The sequence below is a fragment of the Maribacter thermophilus genome (assembly GCF_001020565.1).
GTDB lineage: Bacteria > Bacteroidota > Bacteroidia > Flavobacteriales > Flavobacteriaceae > Maribacter > Maribacter thermophilus.
This window is the reverse complement of record NZ_LDAS01000001.1, coordinates 2,354,865-2,378,911: the sequence shown is the minus strand read 5'-3', so window position 1 is coordinate 2,378,911 and position 24,047 is coordinate 2,354,865. Positions and strand designations below refer to the sequence as shown.

The 24,047-nt window shown below is 39.8% G+C and carries 18 protein-coding genes; 4 read left to right on the top strand and 14 right to left on the bottom strand.

The genetic code is table 11. The features are described from left to right. Positions 1 to 13: 13 nt before the first annotated feature. The gene (locus AB657_RS10275) at positions 14 to 703 is read left to right on the top strand and encodes a porin family protein (RefSeq protein ID WP_047246405.1); all 690 of its coding nucleotides are present in this window, start codon (positions 14 to 16) and stop codon (positions 701 to 703) included. Here the strand turns inward: AB657_RS10275 and AB657_RS10270 are convergent. The 6 genes from AB657_RS10270 to pyrH all read right to left on the bottom strand — a co-directional run bounded on the left by AB657_RS10270 (position 698) and on the right by pyrH (position 8,165). After that, positions 698 to 1,303 carry a hypothetical protein gene (locus AB657_RS10270; RefSeq protein ID WP_047246404.1) on the bottom strand — a complete coding sequence of 202 codons (606 nt, stop codon included), beginning with the start codon at positions 1,301 to 1,303 and terminating at the stop codon, positions 698 to 700. The genes AB657_RS10275 and AB657_RS10270 overlap by 6 nt on opposite strands. Continuing rightward, positions 1,303 to 2,760: an RNA polymerase factor sigma-54 gene (gene rpoN, locus AB657_RS10265; protein ID WP_047246403.1), complete on the bottom strand. Its 1,458-nt coding sequence runs from the start codon at positions 2,758 to 2,760 to the stop codon at positions 1,303 to 1,305. Before rpoN ends, AB657_RS10270 begins: the two co-directional genes overlap by 1 nt. 38 nt (positions 2,761 to 2,798) lie before the next feature. Further along, a complete protein-coding gene (gene asnS / locus AB657_RS10260; protein ID WP_047246402.1) occupies positions 2,799 to 4,232 on the bottom strand; it encodes an asparagine--tRNA ligase in 1,434 nt (477 codons plus the stop codon). Between the two features lie 98 nt (positions 4,233 to 4,330). Further along, positions 4,331 to 6,718: an efflux RND transporter permease subunit gene (locus AB657_RS10255; RefSeq protein WP_047246401.1), complete on the bottom strand. Its 2,388-nt coding sequence runs from the start codon at positions 6,716 to 6,718 to the stop codon at positions 4,331 to 4,333. A gap of 142 nt (positions 6,719 to 6,860) precedes the next feature. Then, on the bottom strand, positions 6,861 to 7,415 hold the full coding sequence (gene frr / locus AB657_RS10250; protein ID WP_047246400.1) for a ribosome recycling factor: 555 nt from the start codon (positions 7,413 to 7,415) through the stop codon (positions 6,861 to 6,863). Positions 7,416 to 7,457: 42 nt separating this feature from the next. After that, the gene (gene pyrH / locus AB657_RS10245; protein ID WP_047246399.1) at positions 7,458 to 8,165 is read right to left on the bottom strand and encodes a UMP kinase; all 708 of its coding nucleotides are present in this window, start codon (positions 8,163 to 8,165) and stop codon (positions 7,458 to 7,460) included. 177 nt (positions 8,166 to 8,342) lie between these two features. Between pyrH and AB657_RS10240 the strand changes: the two genes are divergently transcribed. Next, entirely contained in the window at positions 8,343 to 10,217 is a 1,875-nt protein-coding gene (locus tag AB657_RS10240) for a M61 family metallopeptidase (RefSeq protein WP_047246398.1), read from the top strand. 86 nt (positions 10,218 to 10,303) lie between these two features. Here AB657_RS10240 and tsf read toward each other — a convergent pair whose 3' ends face one another. The 4 genes from tsf to rplM form a co-directional block, all read right to left on the bottom strand. Beyond that, on the bottom strand, positions 10,304 to 11,128 hold the full coding sequence (tsf, locus tag AB657_RS10235; protein ID WP_047246397.1) for a translation elongation factor Ts: 825 nt from the start codon (positions 11,126 to 11,128) through the stop codon (positions 10,304 to 10,306). A gap of 66 nt (positions 11,129 to 11,194) precedes the next feature. After that, positions 11,195 to 12,247 carry a 30S ribosomal protein S2 gene (gene rpsB / locus AB657_RS10230; protein WP_047246396.1) on the bottom strand — a complete coding sequence of 351 codons (1,053 nt, stop codon included), beginning with the start codon at positions 12,245 to 12,247 and terminating at the stop codon, positions 11,195 to 11,197. Between the two features lie 244 nt (positions 12,248 to 12,491). Beyond that, positions 12,492 to 12,878, bottom strand: a complete 387-nt coding sequence (rpsI, locus tag AB657_RS10225; RefSeq protein ID WP_047246395.1) for a 30S ribosomal protein S9 — start codon at positions 12,876 to 12,878, stop codon at positions 12,492 to 12,494. Further along, positions 12,878 to 13,333, bottom strand: coding sequence for a 50S ribosomal protein L13 (rplM, locus tag AB657_RS10220; protein ID WP_047246394.1), 456 nt, complete (start codon positions 13,331 to 13,333; stop codon positions 12,878 to 12,880). The genes rpsI and rplM overlap by 1 nt, the downstream gene beginning before the upstream one ends. 246 nt (positions 13,334 to 13,579) lie before the next feature. Between rplM and AB657_RS10215 the strand changes: the two genes are divergently transcribed. Both AB657_RS10215 and AB657_RS10210 read left to right on the top strand, forming a co-directional pair. Then, positions 13,580 to 16,210 (top strand): DUF5916 domain-containing protein, encoded by a 2,631-nt coding sequence (locus tag AB657_RS10215; RefSeq protein ID WP_052958675.1) that lies wholly within the window; start codon positions 13,580 to 13,582, stop codon positions 16,208 to 16,210. A 118-nt stretch (positions 16,211 to 16,328) separates the two neighbouring features. Further along, positions 16,329 to 16,829, top strand: a complete 501-nt coding sequence (locus tag AB657_RS10210; protein WP_047246392.1) for a lipocalin family protein — start codon at positions 16,329 to 16,331, stop codon at positions 16,827 to 16,829. Between the two features lie 46 nt (positions 16,830 to 16,875). Here AB657_RS10210 and AB657_RS10205 read toward each other — a convergent pair whose 3' ends face one another. From AB657_RS10205 to polA, 4 genes are all read right to left on the bottom strand, one after another. Then, the gene (locus AB657_RS10205) at positions 16,876 to 17,211 is read right to left on the bottom strand and encodes a T9SS type A sorting domain-containing protein (RefSeq protein WP_047246391.1); all 336 of its coding nucleotides are present in this window, start codon (positions 17,209 to 17,211) and stop codon (positions 16,876 to 16,878) included. A gap of 181 nt (positions 17,212 to 17,392) precedes the next feature. Further along, positions 17,393 to 18,067: a fibronectin type III domain-containing protein gene (locus tag AB657_RS10200; protein ID WP_047246390.1), complete on the bottom strand. Its 675-nt coding sequence runs from the start codon at positions 18,065 to 18,067 to the stop codon at positions 17,393 to 17,395. Continuing rightward, a complete protein-coding gene (locus AB657_RS17670; protein ID WP_052958674.1) occupies positions 18,064 to 20,838 on the bottom strand; it encodes a leucine-rich repeat domain-containing protein in 2,775 nt (924 codons plus the stop codon). Before AB657_RS17670 ends, AB657_RS10200 begins: the two co-directional genes overlap by 4 nt. A gap of 338 nt (positions 20,839 to 21,176) precedes the next feature. Beyond that, positions 21,177 to 24,011, bottom strand: a complete 2,835-nt coding sequence (polA, locus tag AB657_RS10190) for a DNA polymerase I (protein WP_047246389.1) — start codon at positions 24,009 to 24,011, stop codon at positions 21,177 to 21,179. Positions 24,012 to 24,047: the final 36 nt, after the last annotated feature.

Sequence of the window (24,047 nt, the reverse complement as noted above, 5' to 3'; positions counted from 1 at the left end):
ACTTTACCTCAATATGAAGGGTCGTTTTTTAATTTTGGTTCTTTTGTTTTCCTTTAGTGCCTATACGCAATCGGAAACTCCTACGGATAGTGTTGGTAGCGATAAATATTTTGAGGACCAATTCTATATTGGTGTCTCGTATAACTTTGTTGGAAATAAGCCCGATGATTTTAAGCAAAGAAATTTATCGTATGGTCTACAGGCTGGGTTGATCAAGGATATTCCGTTGAACAAAAAGAGTACGAGGGCAATAGGCATCGGTTTGGGGTTGGCGTTAAATACCTACTATTCTAATTTAAAAGTTGAGGAGCTCTCAGACGGCTTTTCTTATAGTATAGATAGTGGTAGTTCGGATTTTAAAAGAAGTAAGCTAGAAACGCATTTGGTGGAGTTTCCGATAGAGTTTAGGTGGCGTAACTCAACGCGGGAGGAGTATAAGTTCTGGAGAGTGTATGCAGGAGTAAAAGGCGCTTATGTAATCGGAGCACGGTCCAAGTTGGTTACGACCGAGTATCGAAATGGTTTTTTTAATACCGATGTGGTTAAATTTCAATATGGTTTAACCTTAAATTTTGGTTACAATACTTTTAACGTGCATGCGTATTATGCCTTAAGCAATCTGTTCGATGATACTGCCCAAATAGATGGAGATTCAATTGGTTTTAGGCCATTGAGGGTGGGTATTATATTCTATATACTATAGCCAAAACCTAACTGTTAATAGTTGTGATAGTAAACCGATCAACAGCCCTATGACCAGTTCGGGCCTTGTATGTGCCTTTAGGTATATTCTTGATGATGCGACCAAGCCCAATATCAAGGCAAAAAGGCAAATTCCCATTAGTAGGTTTATTTCAAAGTGAATACTTAAGGTTATTAGGTACATAAACAGGCTGCTTACCCCTATTAGGTGCAAACTTGTCTTGAAATTGAAAAAAAGTAAAATTAAGCATGCAAAGGCGGCACCGGTGAGACCAACAAAGAAGAAATATAATTCAGCAATATAATTATTGGGAATTACCTTTAGCAAAACCAGTAATAATAAGGTAATATAGATGTATATCGGATATTTTCTTTCTTGTATCGAGGATAAAAATATTGATTTGACCACTCCCAAATTTCTCAATATCAAATAAGATACTATGGGTATTATTATCGTTAGGATAAAAATAGGTAGTATGTTGCCGCTTTGGGCCTCTAACGGAGTGTACTTCGGTGTAGATAGGAAATAGGCAACTGTGCCGTATATCGGGATAAAAATAGGGTGGAAGATGTACGAGATGGCATTGAAAAAAAGTTTCATCAAATCTGTTTTCTCAATCTTGCGACCGGTATACCTAATTGTTCCCTATACTTGGCTACCGTGCGGCGAGCGATCGGGTAGCCTTTTTCTTTTAATATGGCGGCTAGTTTATCGTCTGTGAGAGGTTTTCGTTTTTCTTCCTCAGTGATAACCGTTTCCAGTATTTTCTTTATCTCTTTGGTGGAAACATCTTCACCTTGTTCATTTTTCATGGATTCGGAAAAGTAATCCTTGATCAGTTTGGTGCCATAGGGGGTATCTACATATTTGCTATTGGCCACCCTTGATACGGTAGAAACGTCCATATTAATTTGGTCTGCGATATCCTTAAGAATCATAGGTCTGAGATTGCGTTCATCACCGGTTAAAAAATATTCTTTTTGATATTGCATTATGGCGTTCATGGTAATATAAAGTGTTTGCTGTCTTTGTCTAATGGCATCTATGAACCATTTTGCGGCATCTAGCTTTTGCTTTATAAATAGTACCGTGTCTTTCTGCGATTTTGATTTGTCTTTCGACTCTTTGTAACCTTTCAGCATATTGCTATACTCTTTGGATACATGAAGTTCAGGGGCATTTCTTCCGTTGAGGCTCAGTTCTAGTTCTCCTTCTACGATTCTGATCGAGAAGTCGGGTACTACATGTTCTATAATTCTATTATTGCCCGAGTAAGAGCCTCCAGGTTTCGGATTTAATTTTTCTATCTCTGAAATAGCCTCTTTAAGCTCCTCTTCCGTAACATTGTGTTTTTGGATGAGTTTTTTATAATGCTTTTTTGTAAACTGGTCAAAAGATTTTTTTAAAATGGAAATGGCCAGTTCCACACTGGGTGTCAGCTCTTTTCTCTCTAATTGAATAATCAGGCATTCCTCTAATGATCTAGCCGCTACCCCTGGTGGATCAAGGCTTTGTACGATAGAAAGTACTTTTTTAATAGTCTCTTCATCCGTATACACGTTTTGGGTGAACGCAAGGTCGTCCAGTATATCGGTGATCGGCCTTCTTATGTATCCGCTTTCATCCACACTTCCCACAAGAAATTCGGCTATGGCCCATTCGTCATCGTTAAGGTAAACCGTATTTAACTGATTTAGTAAATATTGGTTAAATGTGGTGCCTGCTGCATACGGAACACTTTTTTCATCATCGTCCGAACTATAATTATTGGCTTGTGTTCTGTAGTCGGGTACTTCGTCGTCGCTCAGATAATCATCAATGTTTATGTCTTCGGCAGCTATAGTTTCACTATCCGACTCGTTCTCGTAAAGATCGTCGAACTCATCGTTTGCGTTATCCAAATCCTCTTTTCCGCTTTCTAGCGCAGGGTTCTCTTCCAATTCTTGCTTAAGACGTTGCTCAAATGCCTGTGTGGGCAATTGAATCAACTTCATCAACTGAATTTGTTGAGGCGAGAGTTTTTGTGATAACTTAAACTGTAGATGCTGTTTTAACATTGTTTTCTGTTGCTATTTATAAAAATAACGAAATACGATTAAAACTCCGCATTTTGAGGTGTTCTAGGGAAAGGTATAACATCCCTGATGTTTCCCATGCCCGTGGCAAATAGAACCAAACGTTCAAAACCGAGTCCAAAACCACTGTGCACGGCCGTACCAAATTTTCTTAAGTCCAGGTACCACCATAGTTCCTCTTCTGGTATTTGTAATGCGGCCATTTTTTCCTTTAAAACATCTAAACGTTCTTCTCTCTGAGATCCACCGACAATTTCGCCAATACCGGGAAATAGTATGTCCATAGCCCTAACTGTTTTTCCGTCTTCGTTCAGCCTCATGTAAAAGGCTTTTATTTTGGCAGGGTAATCAAATAAGATGACCGGGCATTTAAAATGCTTCTCAACTAAGTAACGTTCGTGTTCACTTTGTAGGTCCGCACCCCATTCATTGATCGGGTATTGAAATTTTTTCTTCTTGTTAGGTTTGCTATTTCTTAATATCTCTATAGCTTCGGTATAGGTGACTCGTTTAAAATTGTTTTCGGTTATAAACTTTAGCTTTTCTATCAAAGGCATATCGCTGCGTTCTGCTTGTGGTTTTGTCTTTTCCTCGTCAAGCAGGCGCTTTTCTAAGAATACAAGGTCTTCTTTACAGTTTTCCAATACATAGCTTAGTACGCTTTTTATGAAATCTTCGGCTAAATCCATATTGGCGTCCAGATCATAAAAGGCCATTTCTGGTTCTATCATCCAAAATTCGGCCAAGTGTCTAGACGTGTTGGAATTTTCCGCCCTAAAAGTAGGTCCGAAAGTATATACCTTGCCAAGGGCCATGGCGTAAGCTTCGGCCTCTAATTGTCCGGAAACCGTAAGGTTGGTCTCTTTTCCGAAAAAATCTTCTTTATGGTCCACTTCTCCATCCGCTGTTAATGGAGGGTTCTTGGCGTCTAAAGTAGTTACCCTGAACATTTCGCCGGCCCCTTCTGCGTCCGAACCGGTTATAATGGGTGAATGAAAATAATAGAATCCGTTATTTCTAAAATATTCGTGTATGGCAAACGACAAGGCGGCACGTACGCGCATAACCGCCGAGAAAGTATTTGTTCTTACTCGTAAATGAGCTTTTTCCCGTAAAAATTCCAAAGAGTGCTTTTTGGGTTGTATGGGGTAGGTCTCAGGGTCGGCACCGCCATGAACGAATATCTCGCTTACTTGTATTTCTACATTTTGTCCCTTGCCTTGGCTTTCTACCAAGGTCCCGGAAATTTTTAATGCCGCTCCGGTATTTATTTGTTTTAAAATGTTTTCGTCAAATTTCTCAAAGTCTACCACACATTGAATGTTGCTTAAGCACGATCCATCGTTTAGTGCAATAAAACGGTTGCTTCTAAAGGTTCTTACCCATCCGTTTACCGTTACTTCCTGAAGTAGTTTTTTTCCTGTAAGTAGTTCTTTTATGCTTACTGAGCGCATTTTAAATCTATTGAAAATTAGAAAGCCAAAGATAGCTTTTTGGCTAAAAAGAATGAATGAATACCTCGCTTAAAACAATATAAACGCTAAAAAAGTGCTTAGTCGTTTTCTTCTTCTTTGGGTAATATGTCTATCTGTGGTTCTTTTAACGTTTTTTTGTTGGCGATACTCTTCTCTAACGATAGTAAAAGGGAGGGTAGTAATATAAGATTCGCGAGCATGGCAAAGAGCAATGTTGCCGATACGAGTGCCCCAAGGGCCACGGTACCTCCAAAATTGGATATGATAAAAACTGAAAAGCCAAAAAACAATACAATGGAGGTATAGAACATACTGACGCCCGTTTCTCTTAGGGCAGCATAGACCGATCTCTTTATATGCCATTTTTTGGAAGCAAGCTCCTGTCTGTATTTTGCCAAGAAATGAATGGTGTCATCTACAGATATACCAAATGCAATGCTAAATACCAAGATGGTAGACGGCTTTATAGGTACCCCTACAAAACCCATGATGCCCGCCGTTATAATTAGAGGTAACAGGTTTGGTATCAGTGATATTACGATCATTCTAAACGACCGGAACAAATAGGCCATAAACAAAGCAATAAGGCCAATGGCCAAGGCCAATGATGAGATTAGGTTGTTTACTAGATATTTGGTTCCTTTTAAAAATATGAGTGCACTGCCGGTCATGTAAACATTGTAGCGTTCTGCCGGAAAAATTTTGGCAATGTTCTCCTTAAGACGTGCTTCGATGTCTTCCATGCGGTTTGTTTTAACATCTTGCATGTACGTCGTAATCCTTGCTATTTGCCCGGTGCTGTCCACAAAACTTTTAAGAAGGTTGTTGTCGTCCGTAGATTTACGGGCAACATCCATGATAAAGGTGTTTTCTTGGCTTGTGGGTAGTTGGTAATATTTGGGTATTCCGTTGTAGAACGCCTGTTTCGAATATTTTACCAAGTTTACGACGGACAGGGGTGGAGACAGTTCGGGTATTTCTTCGATAACTTCTCCAAGTCGGTCCATTCTTTTTAAGGTCGCCGGCTTTAATACCCCTTTTGGGCTTTTGGTGTCCACTACGATTTCTACGGGCATAATACCGTCGAACTCTTTTTCGAAAAAACGGATGTCCTTAAAGAACTCAGCCTTTTTGGGCATATCCTCTATAGGGCTTCCAGATATTTCAATTTGGTAAATACCTATAATGCTTATGACCAATAGGCAAATAGAGACCGTGTACACGGTTATTCTTTTATGGCGCACAATGTTTTCCATCCAACTTACAAAAGCATCGATCCACCTTTTGTTCAAATGTTTTAAATGTCTTGTTTTTGGTAAGGAAAGGAAGCTGTATACAATGGGGATGATCAGTAGTGATAAGACGAATATGCCAATGATGTTGATAGAGGCTACAATACCAAATTCTTTTAACAGCTTGCTGTCCGTAATTATGAATGTTGCGAAACCAGAGGCGGTGGTAATATTGGTCATTAAGGTAGCATTTCCGATTTTGGAAATTACCCGTTGTAGCGAAAGTGCTTGGTTACCATGTTTTTTAACCTCTTGTTGGTATTTATTAATGAGAAAAATACAATTTGGAATTCCGATTACAATAATCAATGGTGGTATCAATGCAGTTAGTACCGTTATTTCGTATTGCAATAATCCTAGGACGCCAAATGCCCACATAACTCCAATTATTACTACGCACATAGAAATGAAGGTGGCTCTGAAGCTTCTAAAGAAAAAGAAGAATATTAAAGAGGTGACACCCAGGGCCGCTAGTATAAATTTGCCGATTTCATCGATAATGTTCTGTGAGTTCATCGTCCGTACATAGGGCATGCCAGAAATATGGACATTAAGATTTGTTTCGTTCTCAAACCTTTTTATCAAATGGCTAAGGTCTTGTAAGATAAAATCTTTTCTAACGCTGGTGTTAACGATGTCCTTGTCCAGGTACATCACGGTCCTGACCGTCTTGCTTTCTTTGTTGTAGATAAGATTTTCGTAAAAAGGCATGTTGTTGAACAGGTGTTGGGTGACGCTGTCAACTTCTTTAATGGTCTTTAATTCCCCCGTGATAAGGGGTTTCATTACAAATTGTTGTTTTTCGTTATCTTTTACGAGTTCTTGAAGGTTATCGGTAGAGAGAACAAAATCGACTTCTGGGAAAGCGCTAAGTTGCTTGCTTAATTTGTTCCATCTGTTAAAAATAACAGGATTAAAGAGTGCGCTATCCCTTATGGCGAACACTACGGCATTGCCCTCTTCGCCAAACTGGTTTAAGAAGTGTTGGTATTCTATATTTACCGGATGGTCGTCTGGAAGTAAATTTGCCTGTGAGCTAGAGAAACGCATGTTCTTCCACTGCATGGCAAGAAATACTGTCATGGCGGCCACTAGCAGCAAAATCAGTATTCTGTTCCTTAGTATTATTCTGGCCGTTATAGCCCAAAATCCTGTGGTGAGTTTAGCAACCATACTTATTTTTAGAAGAATGCAAAGTTAACCAATGTGGATAACTGTACCTAAAAATGGAGTTTAAAAAGAATAAGGGGCTGCATAAAAAAAGCAGCTGGTGAAAGCTGCTTGTTTTTTTGTACAATAATTAGGTGTAATTTTCTTAGACTTTCATGATTTCGGCTTCTTTGGCCGCTAAGAAATCATCTATTTTTTTTACGTATTTGTCTGTGAGTTCTTGTACATCCACCAAAGCCTTTTTTTCCAGATCTTCGGATACTTCCAAGTCTTTGATGTCTTTATTGGCGTCTTGCCTTGCGCTTCTTACCCCAACCTTGGCGTGTTCTGCTTCTGCCTTTGCTTGTTTGGTCAATTGTATTCTACGTTCTTCGGTCAATGGGGGAACGTTGATAATAATCAGGTCGCCATTGTTCATGGGGTTAAATCCGAGATTCGAGTTCATGATAGCTTTTTCAATTTCAGAGAGCATACCTTTCTCCCATGGTTGAACGGAAATGGTTCTTCCGTCTGGGGTATTTATATTGGCCACTTGCGATAAGGGTGTCTGTGACCCATAGTATTCGACCAAAACCGAGGAAAGCATGGCCGGGCTTGCTTTTCCTGCCCTAATTTTAACGAACGCTCTTTCTAAATGTGCAATGGCGGCATTCATACTTTCTTGTGCGGCGTCTAAAACAAATTGTATTTCTTCGTTCATAGTAAAATTTTCTTTAGGGAAACATTAATTGTGCCAAAGAAACTACATGTTTACCGTAGTTCCGATGGTTTCACCTTCGATGATTTTTAAAAGATTTCCTTTTCTGTTCATGTCAAAAACAACTATAGGCAGTTCGTTTTCTTGACTAAGGGTAAAAGCAGTGGTGTCCATCACTTTAAGCCCTTTTTGTAATACGTCTTGAAAAGAAATAGTATCGAACTTTGTTGCATTTTTGTCTTTTTCTGGATCTGAGGTGTAAATCCCATCTACCCTTGTTCCTTTTAAGATAACATCGGCCTCAATTTCGATCGCTCTTAAAACTGCAGCTGAATCTGTCGTGAAATACGGGTTGCCGGTGCCACCGCCAAATATGACCACCCTACCTTTTTCTAGATGTCTTAATGCCCTTCTTCGAATAAAGGGCTCCGCAACTTCATTGATGTGAATGGCAGATTGTAATCTGGTTTGTACATCTTTCATCTCTAAAGCACTTTGTAGTGCCAAACCATTTATTACCGTGGCCAACATTCCCATATGGTCTCCTTGTACACGGTCCATACCAGTAGCGGCTCCTGCCAAGCCCCTGAAAATATTTCCTCCACCTATTACGATAGCTACCTGGATTCCTTTTTCAACTACTTGTTTAATTTCTTCCGCATACTCGGCGAGCCTTTTTGGGTCTATTCCATATTGATTTTCGCCCATTAATGCTTCGCCACTGAGTTTTAGGAGTATCCTTTTATATTGCATTGTTGATATATTTCGAAGCAAAAATAATGAAAAAAATCTATGGGTTACAAAGTCATATTGTGGACTTCAAAAGATAATTATTTGCTAATAATTGAGATTGGGTCTTTTATTTTTGATATCCTTGCAGATTATTGTCTCTTTTAAAGAATTCTTCAATTTATAATTAATACTTATTAGATGAAAAAGGTTATAGGGTACATGATCGTACTATTTGTTGTTTATAGTTGTGGTAGCGCTAAATCGTTGGTCGCGATAGATAAGTCGCCGATTATGGTGAGTATGGATTTGGTGGATGTTACCGATGATAAAGTAGCTGTAACAATAGATCCTGGTGCTTTTGGTCAAGATGAGATTTCTTTTAGGATACCTAAGACGGTTCCTGGTACCTATAGTTCTGATGATTATGGGAAATATGTAGAGGATTTTGTGGCATATGATTATAAGGGTAAAGAGATGGTGGTCTCTAAATTGGATGCAAACACCTGGAAAATTGCGAATGCCAGAAACTTGGATAAGGTCAATTATTTTGTAAACGATACCTATGACACTGAAAACAAAGTTGCGGATGTCGTTTTTTCCCCTGCGGGCACCAATATTTTGAAGGGAGAGAATTATATGCTCAACCTACATGGTTTTGTTGGTTATTTTGATGGTTATAAAGAAGTGCCTTATTTAATAAATATTAAAAAACCGGAAGATTTGATTGCGACCACCACGCTTGCCAATGAGCCGGATAGAAAGCCGGACCCCCTTTGGGATAGCTTTGTGGCCAGCAGATATTTTGAGGTTATCGACAATCCGATTATGTATGCCAAACCTAATACCGAAACTTTTAATGCAGGTGATATAGAAGTGACCATTAGTGTGTATTCACCGAACGGTGTTTATAAAGCTTCTGATCTAAAGGATAGGATGTATAAGATGATGAATGCCCAAAATGCCTTTCTTGGGGAAATGGACACAACAAGTGAATATAATATTCTTTTGTATCTATCTACCATGGAGGAAGATGACGCCATGGGGTTTGGGGCATTGGAGCATCATACTTCTACAGTAGTGGTATTGCCCGAGGCCTTACCAATAGATAGGTTGGAACAAGCTATGGTAGATGTTGTTTCACATGAATTTTTTCATATAGTTACTCCCTTATCGGTACATTCCAGGGAGATTCAGTTTTTTGATTTTAATGATCCTAAAATGTCTCAGCATCTGTGGATGTATGAAGGTACTACAGAGTATTTTGCCAATCTCTTTCAAATTCAACAGGGTCTTATTACCGAAGAGGAATTTTATAAGCGCATTATGGGTAAAATAAATAATGCCAAGACTTATGACGATACGATGTCTTTTACGACTATGAGCCGACATATATTGGAGGAGCCCTACGAGTCCAATTATGCCAATGTATATGAAAAAGGTACTTTGATAAATATGTCCTTGGATATTTTGTTGCGAGAAAAAAGTAATGGAGGGAAAAGTGTTCTATGGTTAATGAGAGAGTTGTCTAAAAAATACGGAAAAGAAACTCCGTTCGATGATGAGGAGCTCATTGATGAGATAGTGGATCTAACATATCCTGAGGTGAGAACATTTTTTGATGCTCATGTAATCGGAAATACTCCTATAGATTACAAATTATATTTATCTAAGGTTGGGTTGACTATGGGGGAAGTAACAGAGAATACAGGTTATTTTTTACAGGGAGATGAGCCCTATATTGATATAGATCAAGAGGACGGTAAAACTATATTTGTACGAAGGGGAATTGCCTTAAATAGTTTTTTTACAGATTTAAATATACAGGGAGGTGATATTATAAAAAGTATCAATGGTACGCCTATTGATCTGGATGCTATGCGCCAAGTTATTGGGCAAAGTTTTAGCTGGAATGCTGATACCCAAATAAAGATGGTGTTGGTAAGGGATGGGGAGGAGTATACTGTCGAAGGGCCAGTTGGTACTCCCGTTGTTAAGGTCAATAAAATAACCTCTGAAGCGGAGGCTTCAGAAAAGCAATTAAGTCTAAGAAAAAAATGGTTGGGAATAGAATAGAAAGAAATAGAAAGGAAATCAAGTAAATAAAAAAAACGCCAGGCATAGCCTGGCGTTTTTTTTATTGTTAAGGGTTAATTTATAAATTAACCCAAAGCAACTCTTTTAAAACCGGTTACTTCTAAATCGGCGTTTACAGATTTTACGTAGTCGGCAACGCTCTGCTTGTTATCTTTAATAAAAGCTTGGTTTACCAATGTGTTGTCTTTAAAGAAACGCTTCAATTTACCTTTAGCGATATTGTCTAACATAGCTTCTGGTTTCCCTTCTTGGCGAAGTTGGTCTTTGGCTATCTCGATTTCTTTGTCGATTACAGATTGGTCTACGCCATCTTCGTTCAAAGCAACAGGGTTCATTGCCGCAGCTTGCATTGCAACATCTTTAGCGGCAGCTTCGGCACCATCAACGGCAGCTGACAATCCTGTAAGAACGGCTATTTTGTTTCCTGCATGTATGTAAGAACCAACAAAAGGAGCGCTTAATTTTTCAAAACCGCCAATCTCTATTTTCTCACCTATAACACCAGTTTGCTCGGTTAACTTGTCCTGCACGGTCATACCGTTGAAGTCTGCGGCTAAAAAAGCTTCTTTGTTGTCGTATTTAAGTGCCAAATCGGCTAAATCGTTCGCCAATGTAACGAAAGTATCGTTCTTGGCAACGAAATCGGTTTCGCAATTTAACGAGATGATTACACCTTCGGTTTTGTCTGCGTTCACCTTGGCTATGGCAGCGCCTTCAGATGAATCTCTGTCGGCTCTTTTGGCTGCAACTTTTTGTCCTTTCTTACGAAGAATTTCGATTGCTTTATCGAAATCGCCTTCAGCTTCGACCAAAGCTTTTTTGCAATCCATCATACCGGCACCGGTAGTCTTTCTTAATTTATTTACTTCTGCAGCAGTTATTTTTGCCATTTTATTATTTTTTTGTCCTCCTTTGAAAAGGAATTATTTTTAATTCTTAAAAGTATATAAAGTATTTTATTCTACTCCTCCCTTAACGTTATCTTGCCATTCCTTTAACTCGTCCCATTTGCCATCTGCCGCCATTTGGGCTTGTTTTGGCCAAGAAGTTGGGTCTAAATGAGCCATTCTTGAACTAGCTTCCGTTAAGATTTCTTTCATTTTTTCAGCATCGGCTTTAGCAACTTTTTCATAAGTGTCTATACCGGCGTTAACAAGTGCTTCTGCTGCTTTGGGGCCAACACCTTCGATTTTAGTTAAATCGTCGGCTTCAACTTTTACTTCGGTTTTTTCTGCTTTTGGTGCAGCTTCCGGAGTTTCTTTTGTTTCTTGTTTTTTAGGAGCTTTTTCCTTTTTGCTTTCGGCGGCTTCCGCTTTTTCAGATTTACGCTCTGCAAGTCCTTGTGCAACAGCATCGGTAACCTGGGTCATGATGATGTCTATCGATTTTGAAGCGTCATCGTTTGAAGGGATCAAGTAATCTACATCTCTTGGGTCAGAGTTTGTATCGACCATGGCAAAAATAGGAATGTTCAATTTTTGGGCCTCTTTTACTGCGATGTGCTCTCTCATCGTGTCTACGATGAACAAAGCGCCCGGCAAACGGGTCATTTCGGAAATAGAGCCTAAGTTCTTTTCCAATTTAGCTCTTAAACGATCTACCTGTAAACGTTCCTTTTTTGATAAGGTAAGGAAGGTTCCATCTTTTTTCATTCTATCGATAGAGGCCATTTTTTTAACGGCTTTACGGATAGTTACAAAGTTGGTCAACATTCCACCTGGCCACCTTTCTGTGATGTAAGGCATGTTTACTTTTGCTGCTTTTTCGGCAACAATATCCTTTGCTTGTTTTTTTGTTGCTACAAAAAGAATTTTTCTTCCAGATGCTGCAATTTTGCTCAACGCTTCATTTGCCTCATCTAATTTTGCAACTGTTTTGTAAAGATTGATAACGTGAATACCGTTACGCTCCATGTAGATGTAAGGAGCCATGTTTGGGTTCCACTTTCTGGTAAGGTGGCCAAAATGCACACCTGCTTCTAATAATTGTTTTACTTCGACTTTCGCCATTTTAAATTTAGTTTACGTTCTTTTGAATTAGCAATAACAAAGTGGTATTCCGAAATAACGAAAAGCCTTTGCTATTTAGATGCTAAACTAATTTACCTTTATTCGTAAGTGTACGATGTAAAGGGTTTTTAAGTGTCCTGAAAAAAGGACTTTCAATGAACTTGTTAAATACCGAACTCGTTTCGGTACGAAAAAAAATATAAAGAAGCATCCGCCAATGGACGGATGCTTTAAAAACTCTTGATTAACGTTTGGAGAACTGGAATTTCTTACGGGCTTTCTTCTGACCGAATTTCTTACGTTCTACCATTCTTGGATCCCTGGTCAATAAACCTTCGGGCTTAAGAATTGTTCTGTTTTCAGCATCAACTTCGCACATTGCACGAGAAATGGCCAACCTGATAGCTTCAGCTTGCCCAGTGATACCTCCACCATATACGTTTACCTTAACGTCGTAATTGTCCGCTGTATCGGTAAGTGTAAATGGTTGCTTTACTTTATATTGTAAAGTCGCTGTTGGAAAATAATCGTTTAAATCTTTATTGTTTATAGTGATCGTTCCATTTCCTTGAGAAAGATAAACTCTGGCAACAGCCGTTTTTCTTCTACCTATTTTGTGAATTATTTCCATTACTTAAGGTCTTTTATATTTACTGCAGTAGGTTTTTGAGCTTCTTGTCCGTGCTCAGGACCAACATAAACTTTTAAGTTTCTAAAAAGATCTGCTCCCAATCTGTTTTTTGGCAACATTCCTTTTACGGCTCTCTCGACAATAGATGCAGGATTTTTTTCCAACAACTCTTTTGCTGAAGTATAACGCTGGCCGCCTGGGTAGCCCGTGTACCTTTGATACGTTTTGTCTGACCATTTGTTACCGCTCAAAGTAACTTTCTCAGCATTGATGACAATTACGTTGTCACCGCAATCAACATGTGGGGTAAAACTTGGTTTGTGTTTTCCTCTCAACAAATTAGCCACTTTAGAGGATAAACGACCTAGCGTTTCTCCTTCGGCATCAACCAACAACCACTCTTTGCTTACGGTCGATTTATTGGCAGATATGGTTTTATAACTTAATGTATCCACTGCTACTATATTTTAACTATTATTCTTTTCAATTCCGTGAAATGGGCTGCAAATGTACAACTATAAACTTGAATTGCAAATAGTTGTTTCTTATTATTTCCAGTTTTTTTTAAAGCCGGTCAATTCTATAAATTCTTTCTGCCTATTTTTTTACTTATGACCGCTAAAAACCGAATAAAATACATTATTGTTGTAACAACCCTCCGTTTTTCTAGTCATTGAATTAAATCAAAACTACGATCAATCATGATAGACCGTCTTTGTATGGTGTTTATTTTAATGGCATCCTTCAGTATTATTGGACAAAATGATTCTGCAAACATAGTCAAAAGAACGTATACAACTGCGGTATTGCCCCATGATATACATATTGTTATAGATGGGAATCTAAGTGATGATGGGTGGAATATTGTGGAATGGGATGGTGGTTTTACGGTTTTTGATCCTAACAATGGCGAACCGCCAAGTCAGCGCACCAAATTTAAAATAACCTATGATGATAGATTTTTATATGTAGGGGTCCGCTGTTACGATAGTGTTCCTTCCAATATAGAGAAAAGATTGGCCCGTAGAGATAATTTTGCAGGGGATTGGATAGAGATTAATATAGATAGTTATAATGATAAAAGAACAGGGTTTTCTTTTAATGTTTCCGCCGCCGGGGTAAAGGGAGATGAGTTTATTTCTCAAAACGGAGATAATTGGGACGATAGTTGGAACCCTATTTGGTATACTGCCGCTAATATAGATGATGAGGGCTGGACCGCAGAAATGAAAATTCCCTTTAGTCAATTGAAATTCGGTAAAAAGCAAGAACAGGTATGGGGGCTTCAATTGAACAGAAGATATTTTAGGGGTGAAGAGCGTTCGTTATGGCAGCCTATGCAAAGGGACGCCCCTGGTTGGGTAAGTGAATTTGGAATTTTGAAGGGCTTGATCAATATACAGCCACAAAAACAATTGGAGATTCAGCCTTTTGTGGTAAATCAGTTTGATACCTATCCGGCCGAAGTAAACAATCCTTTTAGGGACGGTAATGATTTTCGATTAAACGGAGGTTTGGATGCCAAGATCGGTATTACCAATGACCTCACCTTGGATCTTACGGTGAACCCTGATTTTGGACAAGTAGATGCCGACCCGGGAGCTATTGCGTTAGACGGATTTCAAATCTTTTTTGAAGAAAGGCGTCCTTTTTTTATTGAAAACAAAAATATTTTCGATTATGAGTTTGCCGATGGTAACGATAATCTTTTTTATAGTAGACGTATTGGTAGAGATCCACAAGGTTTTGTAGTCGGTGATGATGTTGGTTTTGTGGATCAACCCAAGAACTCCACCATTTTAGGAGCGGCAAAGTTTTCGGGGAAAACAAAGAATGGTTGGTCGTTAGGTCTGCTAGAGAGTGTAACGGGTAATATGTATGCCGAGATACAAGATACCCAAGGTGGTAGAAGAAAGGAATTGGTAGAGCCATTGACCAACTATTTGGTGGGCAGGGTGCAGAAAGACTTTAATGACCGCAATTCGTTCATTGGGGGCATTTTTACCGCGACTAACAGGAATTTGCCTGAAAATCTGAACTTCTTGAGGAAGGAGGCCTATTCCGGGGGATTCGATTTTAGACATAGTTGGAAAGAAAGAAATTATTATCTGGAGGGCAATTTTGTAGGTAGCCATATTGTGGGCAGCGAGGAAGCCATCGAAAGAACACAAAGAAGCATAACACATTTATTTCAAAGAGTAGATGCTGGGCATGTGCAAGTTGATCCGGATAGAACATCACTGTCCGGTACCGGAGGCAAAATGGAGCTAGGGAAGGCCGGAGGGGGAAGCTGGCGCTACAACGGGGGTGTTATTTGGCGTTCTCCCGAATTAGAACTAAACGATGTTGGTTTTTTGAGACAGGCCGATGAAATTAAACAATATGCCAGTCTTAGACGATTGTTTTTAAGGCCTACCAATTTCTATAGAACGGCACAATTGGAACTGGAACAGTATACGACTTATGATTTTGAAGGAAACTATAATAGGATACAATACGAATTTCAAGGTTTTATCAATTACAAGAACAATTGGTGGACAGAGGCCGGTGCCGCCCATAAACCCAGAATATATTCTAATACGGTGCTAAGGGGAGGTCCTAGATGGCGGTGGTCCGAAGAAAATTTTTGGTATTTGTTTTTTGGTTCCGATGCAAGAAAAAAGTTCAATTTTACCCTAGGTTATGTTAACAGTCAAGCGGGGGAAAATAACTTTTCGTTGGTCCGTTATGTATTGCGTTTTAATTATCAACCTTTTGATGCTTTTAGCCTTTCCGTTTCTTCGGAGTACGAAGAAAATCCAAATAAGACCCAATACGTGACGGAGCGCAGTTTCAATAATGCCCCAAGGTACATTACGGCCAATATTGATCAGCGGACCTTCAATACCTCTATACGATTCAATTATAGCCTAAACTCCAATCTTTCCATTCAATATTATGGAGAGCCATTTATATCAAGGGGTATCTACACCGGTTTTAATTATGTGGTGGATCCCATTGCCAAAAAACTTAATGAACGGGTTACGCTTTATTCCGAGGGTCAAATTTCAAGACCAAATGGGGAAAGTGCTTATTTAATAGATGAAAATTTGGATGGTGTTACAGATTATCAAATAGAGGATCCAGATTTTTCGTTCGTTCAATTTAGGTCTAATTTGGTTTTAAGATGGGAATATATTCCCGGGTCTGAAATTTTCTTGGTCTGGTCACAAGGTGTGGTCGGTTTAGGAGATACAAGAGAGACTTTAGGAAGAAATCTGGACAATCAGATTCTTGGGCAAAAAAAGGATAATACCTTTCTTTTAAAAGCTACCTATCGTTTTATACTTTAAATACATTACAGCGGTAATGGAAGCATTTTTGTGGTGTAGTACTAATTTCATATCGCGGTTACAGAAAATATAACGGCTCTTTTTTCGTTCTGTTTTTTCATAACCAAAACTAACGATTATGAAATTCAATATATTTTTGTTTCTAACGACAGCGCTTTTTTTGTTTTCCTGTAGTTCGGATAAAGATGAAACTCCCGAGATAGATTCTTCTACTCAAATTGAAGGAACTTGGGATGCTATAGAACTAAGAATAGATGAAGATACCGCTAGTGATGATGCAAAGTTTGGTCAGCAGATTCTTGAATTTTTGACCAATAAAGATTGTTATATCATTACGCTTACATTCAATGGGGATATGAGTCTTACAGCTGCCAATTCTTCTAATTATTTAGAAATAAGCGCTACCAATACTGGTCTGGATGTACCTTGCCCAACTGAATCGGACACAGAGTCTAGCACTTACACTTATGACGGTAGAATTTTGACTCTTGTAAATGAGGATGGGGAAACTGTAGAGGTGAGCGTTGTTGTAGAAGGTGATGTTATGTTCGTTGATGCCACTGATCTTGATATACCTAATTTTGACGATAGCGGAGAACTAATATTTAAGAGAAGGTAAGTGGTCTGAGCCTTTTTCGGTGCACTTTTAAAGGGAAGTCCTTTATTTATTTTTTTATGAACTTCTTACGGACAGATTGTTCCTCAGAATGGATGGTAAGCATATAAACGCCCTCTTCTATATGTGCTACAGGTATATTTAGGGCATTGTTTTTTATTTCCCAATGATAGTTTGAAACAGGATTGCCATAAACATCTGAAATTAAAATGTTGGCATTGGTGGCATTTTTAAGCCCTAGAACATTAATGACCGTAGTAGCAGGATTCGGAAAGAGTTTTACGTTTTCTGTATGGGTAGAATTGGAAGGGTCCCCGTTAGATTGTGAATTGGCAAGCGTTATAATACCAATCATAAAAACCACTAAGACCATTATCTTTTTCATTGTATCTCGCTTAACCGTAAAGGCTTGTTAATACAACGTTGAGTTTTTTGGTTTTAGTCTGGCTTTGTGAACGATTTAACATTTTTCTGAAAAAATTGAGAAAAAATTTGGTTTCCGGCAAAAACAAAAAGACACCTTAGAAAAGGTGCCTTTTTTTGGTTATAAAATATTTGAAGTGTGTCTAATATTCAAATGTCTTAAGACTTGAAGAGGTGTTGTTATTGTTGTCACGAGAAATTACCTTTACGGTGTATTCGGTTCCGCTGGTAATAGCGTAGCTGTTAATGGAAGTGTCTTCCGTGCTTTCTAACAAAAGCTCCATGTTGTTACTTTCCCCGACATATACATCGTAGTTTTTTAGATCGTTGTCGAGGTCTTCGGCCGTCCATGAAATTTTAACGGTGTTATCGTTGTTATCTTCAACAGTAATATTGGCCGGAAAAGGAGCATAGTTCTCAACTGCAATACCTTCTGAGTAAAAATTCCATTGCTCGCTCTTTTTGCTCTGGTCTCCAAAAATAGCTGTCACTGTCCATGAAAACTGTGTGTTCTTTGGCAGGGTTACCGTTTTTTCGGTAGTTGTACTAGAAGTGTTTATAACATTTCCTGAATCCTGATTTGTAATCTGAATCTCGTAAGAGGTGGCATTTTCCGCTGTTGACCATAAAAACTCGATAGCGGTTTCACTGGTGCCTACGTCGGTGCCTTCCGTACAAACTAAGTTGTTATCGGGAAAAATAAGGTTAAAGTCGCCTAACTCGTTTGTTCCATTGTTGGGTTCTGGAGAATCGCTATCGCTACCGCCACATGAACTTAACAAGATGAGGCCTATAAATAGTTTTATCGCTGTTTTCATTTTTTGATGAGTTTTGTTTGAACGTCCTGTTCTTTAGATTTGATGTTGATGTAATAAAGGCCTGTGGGCAAATAGGTAACGGGTACTTTAAGACTTCCGTTTTCTATTGGAAGTGTAAGGGACTTCAATAGATTGCCGCCTGTATTGGTTATAGAAATAGTTGCTTTGTCAGAATTCTTCAGTCCGATAATATTGGCCTCGTCCGCCGTTACCGGATTTGGCGATACCATTGCATGGTTTAGAACGTACGTTTCTTCATATTCGCCTTGACAACTTTTATCGGTTTTGGCAAGAATGGTATTTACTCCTTTTTCTAGTTCAAAGGTTAATTCATGAATGCCCGTATCGTTAAAAGAATAATTAAGTTCTTTGTTGTTTATACTAACGGTATAATTTTTGCTTCCAGATACAACAAGCTTTGCCGTCTTGTTCTTTTCGTTTACGACTGCCTTGCCAGAGGTAAAAGCTTCTGGGCTATTTATATTTACCGAAGAGCAACGTTCAAAATTAGGAGTATTGGGCATGTAGACACATACGTTATAGGTGCCTTGGGCCAAGCCTGATATTTTAAGGCCTTCGGTGGTGTCAATGTCGGAGAAGGTCTCGTTAAAAGAATCTCCTTCGACTACAACTTGGTAATCATACGCTTTATCAAAAGAGATGGTTATTTCCCCGTTGTCGGTGTCTTCACATGAGGTACTGGTAGTCAAAATCTGAATATCGTCGTTCTGTGAAACTAGAATGCTGACGGGGTTGGTTTCAAGGGTAAGCCCAGGCACATTAGGGTTGGTGATTGTGCATATGTACGATCCAGAATCATCTTCTGAAATATCACTTAGATTTAATGTGTTTGAATCTTGTCCGCTTAAAATGACTCCGTCTTTTTTCCATTGGTATATGTTATTTTCACTTTCGGTATTGGTAACCTGAAGTTGAAAATTTGACCCTTTGTCTACAATAAAAGATTCTCCTAGGTCTATATTTCTTTGTGGGTCATAATCTAAATCTACACTGTTTGTGTCGTAAGTGGCAATTACATTTTCAATGTTCTTAAAGTTGAAATTGTTACCATAGATATTTACGTCCGCCCCGGTGACGTTGATTACGGGTATGTCTCCTGATAGATAGTTGTAGCTTAGACCTAGAACAAGCAGGTTTGTTAGGCTTTCGAAAGATGCGGGTATCTGTCCGCTAATTTTATTGTCATGGACCTGGAATATGGTAAGTTCTGTAAGAGCGTCAAAAACATCCGGAAGCGCCCCCGTAATATTCCCGTTTCTTGCCTCGAAAACCTTTAATTTGGTCAGGTTTTGAATTTCTGTTGGTATAGGCCAAGGATCGAGTAATGTTAGTTTTTCTACTTTCAGGGTAGTTAAATTAGTAAGATTCCATATTTCGGAAGGAAACGAGCCACTGAAATCGTTAGAATCTAGATAAAGGGTTTTAAGATTCGTTAGATTTCCTATTTGCGATGAAATCTGTCCCGAAAATTCATTGTGGGATAGGGTTAAATTTTCCAAAGAGGTGATATCCCATAATACATCTGGCAGTTCTCCCGAAAAATTGTTGTAACCCAAACTTAAGGTTTTTAGATTGGTGAGTCCGCTGAAAGAACTGGGTAATGAGCCAGTAATATCATTGGATGATACGTTTAGTTCGTTCAACGTAAAAAGGTTTCCCAGCTCTTGGGGAATTTCGCCTGAAATGCTATTATTTGACAAGTTTATTGATTGGATAGATGCTAGATCGCCCAGTTCTTTTGGAATACTGCCACTAAGCTGATTGTCTCTAAGATTAACGGTTTCCAGGGTGTTCAAATTGCTTATCGAAGACGGAATGGATCCTGTAAACTGATTGCCGTCAAGGAATATTTCTCTTATCGAGGTTAACTGATCTATGTTGTTGGAAATTTCTCCTGATAAATCGTTCTGTTTTAGATTGATGACCTCTAGGTTAGTCAATTCAAAAAGCGCTTCTGGAATCTCCCCCTCAATAGCGTTTGCAGGAAGGTTAAAGTCTTCTAAATAAGTAAGGTCGCCTATTTCCGATGGTATTGTTCCAGTAAGGTTATTGTCTGGTAATACCAAATAGCGGACCCTATTTTCTGAGTTTAGCGTTACACCGTACCAAGTGCTTATATCGGCGCTTAGGTCCCAAGGGGTAGTCCAATTGTCGCCGTTCGTAGCATTGTAAAATGCCACCAAGGCGTCTCTGTCCGTATTGGTACTGGTAGTTTTTTCGGTAATAACGGCATTGTCCAAAATAATCTCCGCACTTGCAGAAGCGCCTGTTATGGTAATGTCAAAATTGTGGGTAGCGTCATAAGAGGATGTAAATTCATAGCTTAAAGTCAGCCATTCACCCGAATTTAAGTTCGATGCAAACTCTTCGTCTTCAAGGTAAAAGTCATCTCTTAGAAGGGTTGCCTTAATTTCTGTGATCGATCCTGTTACAATCTTGTAATCAAATGAAATGGAGTAGGTTTTGTCCTTTTCAAAAGTAAGGTCGTTCGATGGTGTTGCAGCGCTCAATTGAGCAAAGTACCCACTACTACCACTTCTGTTGGTCTGTAGTTTTACCGCATAGTCGCCATCAGTGGCGTCTGTAACCTTGGCTCTGGTTGTTTGGTAATGAATATACCAATCATCAAAATTTTCTGAAGCAACCGTAAATGAGCTTTCAAAACTAGGATTCTTTAAAAGATTGGTCTGTGCGTAACCGAATAAAGAAAACAGTAAGAAAATTAGGGGAACTAAGTAAATTTTCTTCATAAATAGTATGTTGTTGATTAAATTATGTGGGATAAATATAATTGGTCAAATAATTTTTTTAACAAAATTTTCGATGAAATTTAAAAAATAAAAGAACCTTATTACTAATTTTTTAAATAGACAAATCTGTCTTTAAAAAAGTTTTAGTACATGTTTTTTACTCCTTAGGATTAAAAGCAAAAGGATGAATAATAGATTCCAAAAGGTGGTGACTACCCGTAACACCGACTTTTTGTTGATTTTCTTCGCACTTGTTGAAAATGAGGCAGGCGGTCAGGTCTCCGGCTACGTTTACCGGAGTTCTGAACACATATAAATACGGGCTAAGTCAAGACAGATTAGTGCGCCTCGAGCCAATTTTGGCCTATGCCTACCTCTACGTCCAAGGGAACCGGTAGTTCAAAGGCATTTTGCATTTCGGACTGTATCATTGTCTTAAGTTTGTCCAGTTCGGGCTTATAGATGTCAAAGACCAATTCATCGTGTACCTGCAAGAGCATTTTAGATTTAAAATTGCCCTCCGCAAGCTTTTTGTGGATGTTGATCATGGCTATTTTTATAATATCGGCGGCACTTCCTTGAATAGGGGCGTTGACGGCATTTCGTTCGGCCGCCCCGCGTACAATTGCATTGCTGCCGTTGATATCCTTTAAATACCTGCGTCTGCCTAAAACGGTTTGCACATAGCCGTGTTCACGGGCAAAATCGATTTGCTCGCTGATGTAGTTTCTCAGTTTCGGGTAGGTTTTGTAATAGGTATCTATGAGTTCCTTGGCTTCCGAACGCGAAAGGTCCGTTTGGTTGCTGAGTCCAAAGGCCGAAACGCCATAAATGATACCGAAATTGACGGTTTTGGCGTTGCTACGCTGTTCGCGGGTCACTTCTTCAAGAGGTACGTTGAATACTTTTGAAGCGGTGGAGGCGTGGATGTCCTCACCGTTTTTAAAGGCTTCGATCATCGTGGTCTCCTTACTTAGGGCGGCAATGATCCTCAATTCGATCTGCGAGTAATCCGCAGCCAATAGAACGTAGTTTTCATTTCTGGGTACAAAGGCCTTGCGCACCTGTCTACCGCGTTCGGTTCGTATCGGAATGTTTTGAAGGTTGGGGTTGTTACTGCTTAAGCGGCCCGTTGCGGCCACGGTCTGCATGTAGTCGGTGTGTATGCGCCCGGTGGCGGGCTGTACTTGCTCGGGCAATGCGTCAACATAGGTGCTTTTAAGTTTTGCCAGCCCACGGTATTCCAATACGTCTCTAATGATCTGGTGGTCTTTGGCCAAATAGGAAAGTACGTCCTCCGAGGTGGAATATTGTCCTGTCTTGGTCTTCTTGGGCTTGTCCACCAATTTCATTTTGTTGAAGAGGATCTCTCCCAATTGCTTTGGTGATCCGATGTTGAACTCCTCGCCGGCGGCTTCGTAAATTTTTCTTTCAAGGTCTTTAATATCGTTGTTTAGGTCTTCGGACAGGGAGTTCAGGAATTTTTCGTCGAGCCTGATTCCTTCCAGTTCCATATCGGCTAGAACCCTTAGTAGTGGAATCTCTATATTGTTAAAAAGGTCTTCCGTTTTGGCTTCGGCCAGTTCGGGCCTAAAATGAGCTGCCAACTGAAGCGTAATGTCGGCATCCTCTACCGCATATTCCGTTTGCTGCTCCAAGGGAACATCGCGCATGTTCAACTGGTTCTTGCCCTTTTTGCCTATCAGCTCGGTGATGGATACAGGCGTGTAGTTGAGGTAGGTTTCCGATAACACATCCATATTATGGCGCATATCGGGGTTGATCAAGTAGTGGGCCAACATGGTATCGAAAAGTTTTCCCTTGACCTGTATGTTGTATTTGTGGAGTACCTTGATGTCGTATTTCAGGTTCTGTCCGACTTTTTCGATACCTTCCGATTCAAAGAAGGGCCGTAGTTGTTCTATAAGCTGTTGGGCTTCCTCTTTGTCTTCAGGAAAAGGGATGTAAAAACCTTTGGTAGCTTCCCATGAGAAGGCGATACCGACCAAGTGGGCTTCCAAGGGGTTGATCGAGGTGGTTTCCGTATCAAAACATACCGAGGTCTGCTTCATCAAATTTTGGAGAAAGAGTTTCATGGCCATCCCCGGGGTCACACTTTGATAGGCGTGCGCCACGTCTTTAATGGTTTTTCGGCTCGAGCTGTCTTTGATGGTGGCCGGTGAGGCCCCATCGCCGCCGAACAGGGAAAACTGGCCGCTCCCTGCCGAGGAGGTCACTTTTTTTGGGGTGCCTGTGTTGTTTTCTTCGGATGTGTCGGCCGCTTCTTCCTTTGAGAACAATTTTATGAACTGGTCTTTGAGCCTTCTAAACTCGAGTTCCTCAAAAATTTCCTGTACTTTTTCGGCGTCGGGTACAGACATTTCATAGTCCTTGGCATCAAAGGTAACGTCGCATTCGGTACAGATGGTGGCCAGTTTTTTGGAAAGCAGGCCGAGCTCTTTGTGCTCTTCCACTTTTTCCTTCATTTTGCCCTTTAGCTGGTCGGTATTTTCAAGAAGTCCTTCCATGGAGCCAAACTGGGCAATGAATTTTTTGGCGGTCTTGTCGCCCACACCGGGTAACCCGGGAATGTTGTCACTGGCGTCTCCCATCATGCCCAAGTAATCGATCACCTGTTCGGGGCGTTCGACGCCAAAACGTTTCTGGACTTCGGGAATGCCCCAAATTTCAATGCCATTGCCCATTCTGGCAGGGCGGTACATGAAAATATTCTCGGAGACCAACTGGCCAAAATCCTTATCGGGGGTTACCATATATACTTTATAATCTTCTTTCTCGGCCTGTTTGGCCAAAGTGCCTATGATGTCATCTGCTTCCCAGCCTTCCAGAACGACCGAGGGAATATGCATGGCCTTAAGAATGTCTTGAATATAGGGCACCGCAATGCGGATGGCATCGGGGGTTTCGTCCCTGTTGGCCTTGTATTCGGGAAAAAGTTCGGTGCGCTCGGCACTGCCACCCTTGTCGAAACAAACGGCGAGGTGATCGGGTTTTTCACGTCTGATCACATCAAAAAGGGAATTCATAAAACCCATAATGGCACTGGTGTCCATCCCTTTGGAATTGATTCTGGGGTTCTTTATAAGGGCATAATATCCACGGAAAATCAGCGCATATGCGTCTAATAGAAAAAGTCTTTTTTGTTCTGCCATTTTTGATGATTAAAAGTGCGACGATAAAAGTACGAA

What these genes read in the sequence shown, in the direction of transcription:
- AB657_RS10275 (WP_047246405.1), top strand. Translation starts at nt 14, where the DNA reads ATGAAGGGTCGTTTTTTAATTTTGGTTCTTTTGTTTTCCTTTAGTGCC.
- AB657_RS10270 (WP_047246404.1), bottom strand. Translation starts at nt 1,303, where the DNA reads ATGAAACTTTTTTTCAATGCCATCTCGTACATCTTCCACCCTATTTTT.
- rpoN (WP_047246403.1), bottom strand. Translation starts at nt 2,760, where the DNA reads ATGTTAAAACAGCATCTACAGTTTAAGTTATCACAAAAACTCTCGCCT.
- asnS (WP_047246402.1), bottom strand. Translation starts at nt 4,232, where the DNA reads ATGCGCTCAGTAAGCATAAAAGAACTACTTACAGGAAAAAAACTACTT.
- AB657_RS10255 (WP_047246401.1), bottom strand. Translation starts at nt 6,718, where the DNA reads ATGGTTGCTAAACTCACCACAGGATTTTGGGCTATAACGGCCAGAATA.
- frr (WP_047246400.1), bottom strand. Translation starts at nt 7,415, where the DNA reads ATGAACGAAGAAATACAATTTGTTTTAGACGCCGCACAAGAAAGTATG.
- pyrH (WP_047246399.1), bottom strand. Translation starts at nt 8,165, where the DNA reads ATGCAATATAAAAGGATACTCCTAAAACTCAGTGGCGAAGCATTAATG.
- AB657_RS10240 (WP_047246398.1), top strand. Translation starts at nt 8,343, where the DNA reads ATGAAAAAGGTTATAGGGTACATGATCGTACTATTTGTTGTTTATAGT.
- tsf (WP_047246397.1), bottom strand. Translation starts at nt 11,128, where the DNA reads ATGGCAAAAATAACTGCTGCAGAAGTAAATAAATTAAGAAAGACTACC.
- rpsB (WP_047246396.1), bottom strand. Translation starts at nt 12,247, where the DNA reads ATGGCGAAAGTCGAAGTAAAACAATTATTAGAAGCAGGTGTGCATTTT.
- rpsI (WP_047246395.1), bottom strand. Translation starts at nt 12,878, where the DNA reads ATGGAAATAATTCACAAAATAGGTAGAAGAAAAACGGCTGTTGCCAGA.
- AB657_RS10215 (WP_052958675.1), top strand. Translation starts at nt 13,580, where the DNA reads ATGATAGACCGTCTTTGTATGGTGTTTATTTTAATGGCATCCTTCAGT.
- AB657_RS10210 (WP_047246392.1), top strand. Translation starts at nt 16,329, where the DNA reads ATGAAATTCAATATATTTTTGTTTCTAACGACAGCGCTTTTTTTGTTT.
- AB657_RS10205 (WP_047246391.1), bottom strand. Translation starts at nt 17,211, where the DNA reads ATGAAAAAGATAATGGTCTTAGTGGTTTTTATGATTGGTATTATAACG.
- AB657_RS10200 (WP_047246390.1), bottom strand. Translation starts at nt 18,067, where the DNA reads ATGAAAACAGCGATAAAACTATTTATAGGCCTCATCTTGTTAAGTTCA.
- AB657_RS17670 (WP_052958674.1), bottom strand. Translation starts at nt 20,838, where the DNA reads ATGAAGAAAATTTACTTAGTTCCCCTAATTTTCTTACTGTTTTCTTTA.
- polA (WP_047246389.1), bottom strand. Translation starts at nt 24,011, where the DNA reads ATGGCAGAACAAAAAAGACTTTTTCTATTAGACGCATATGCGCTGATT.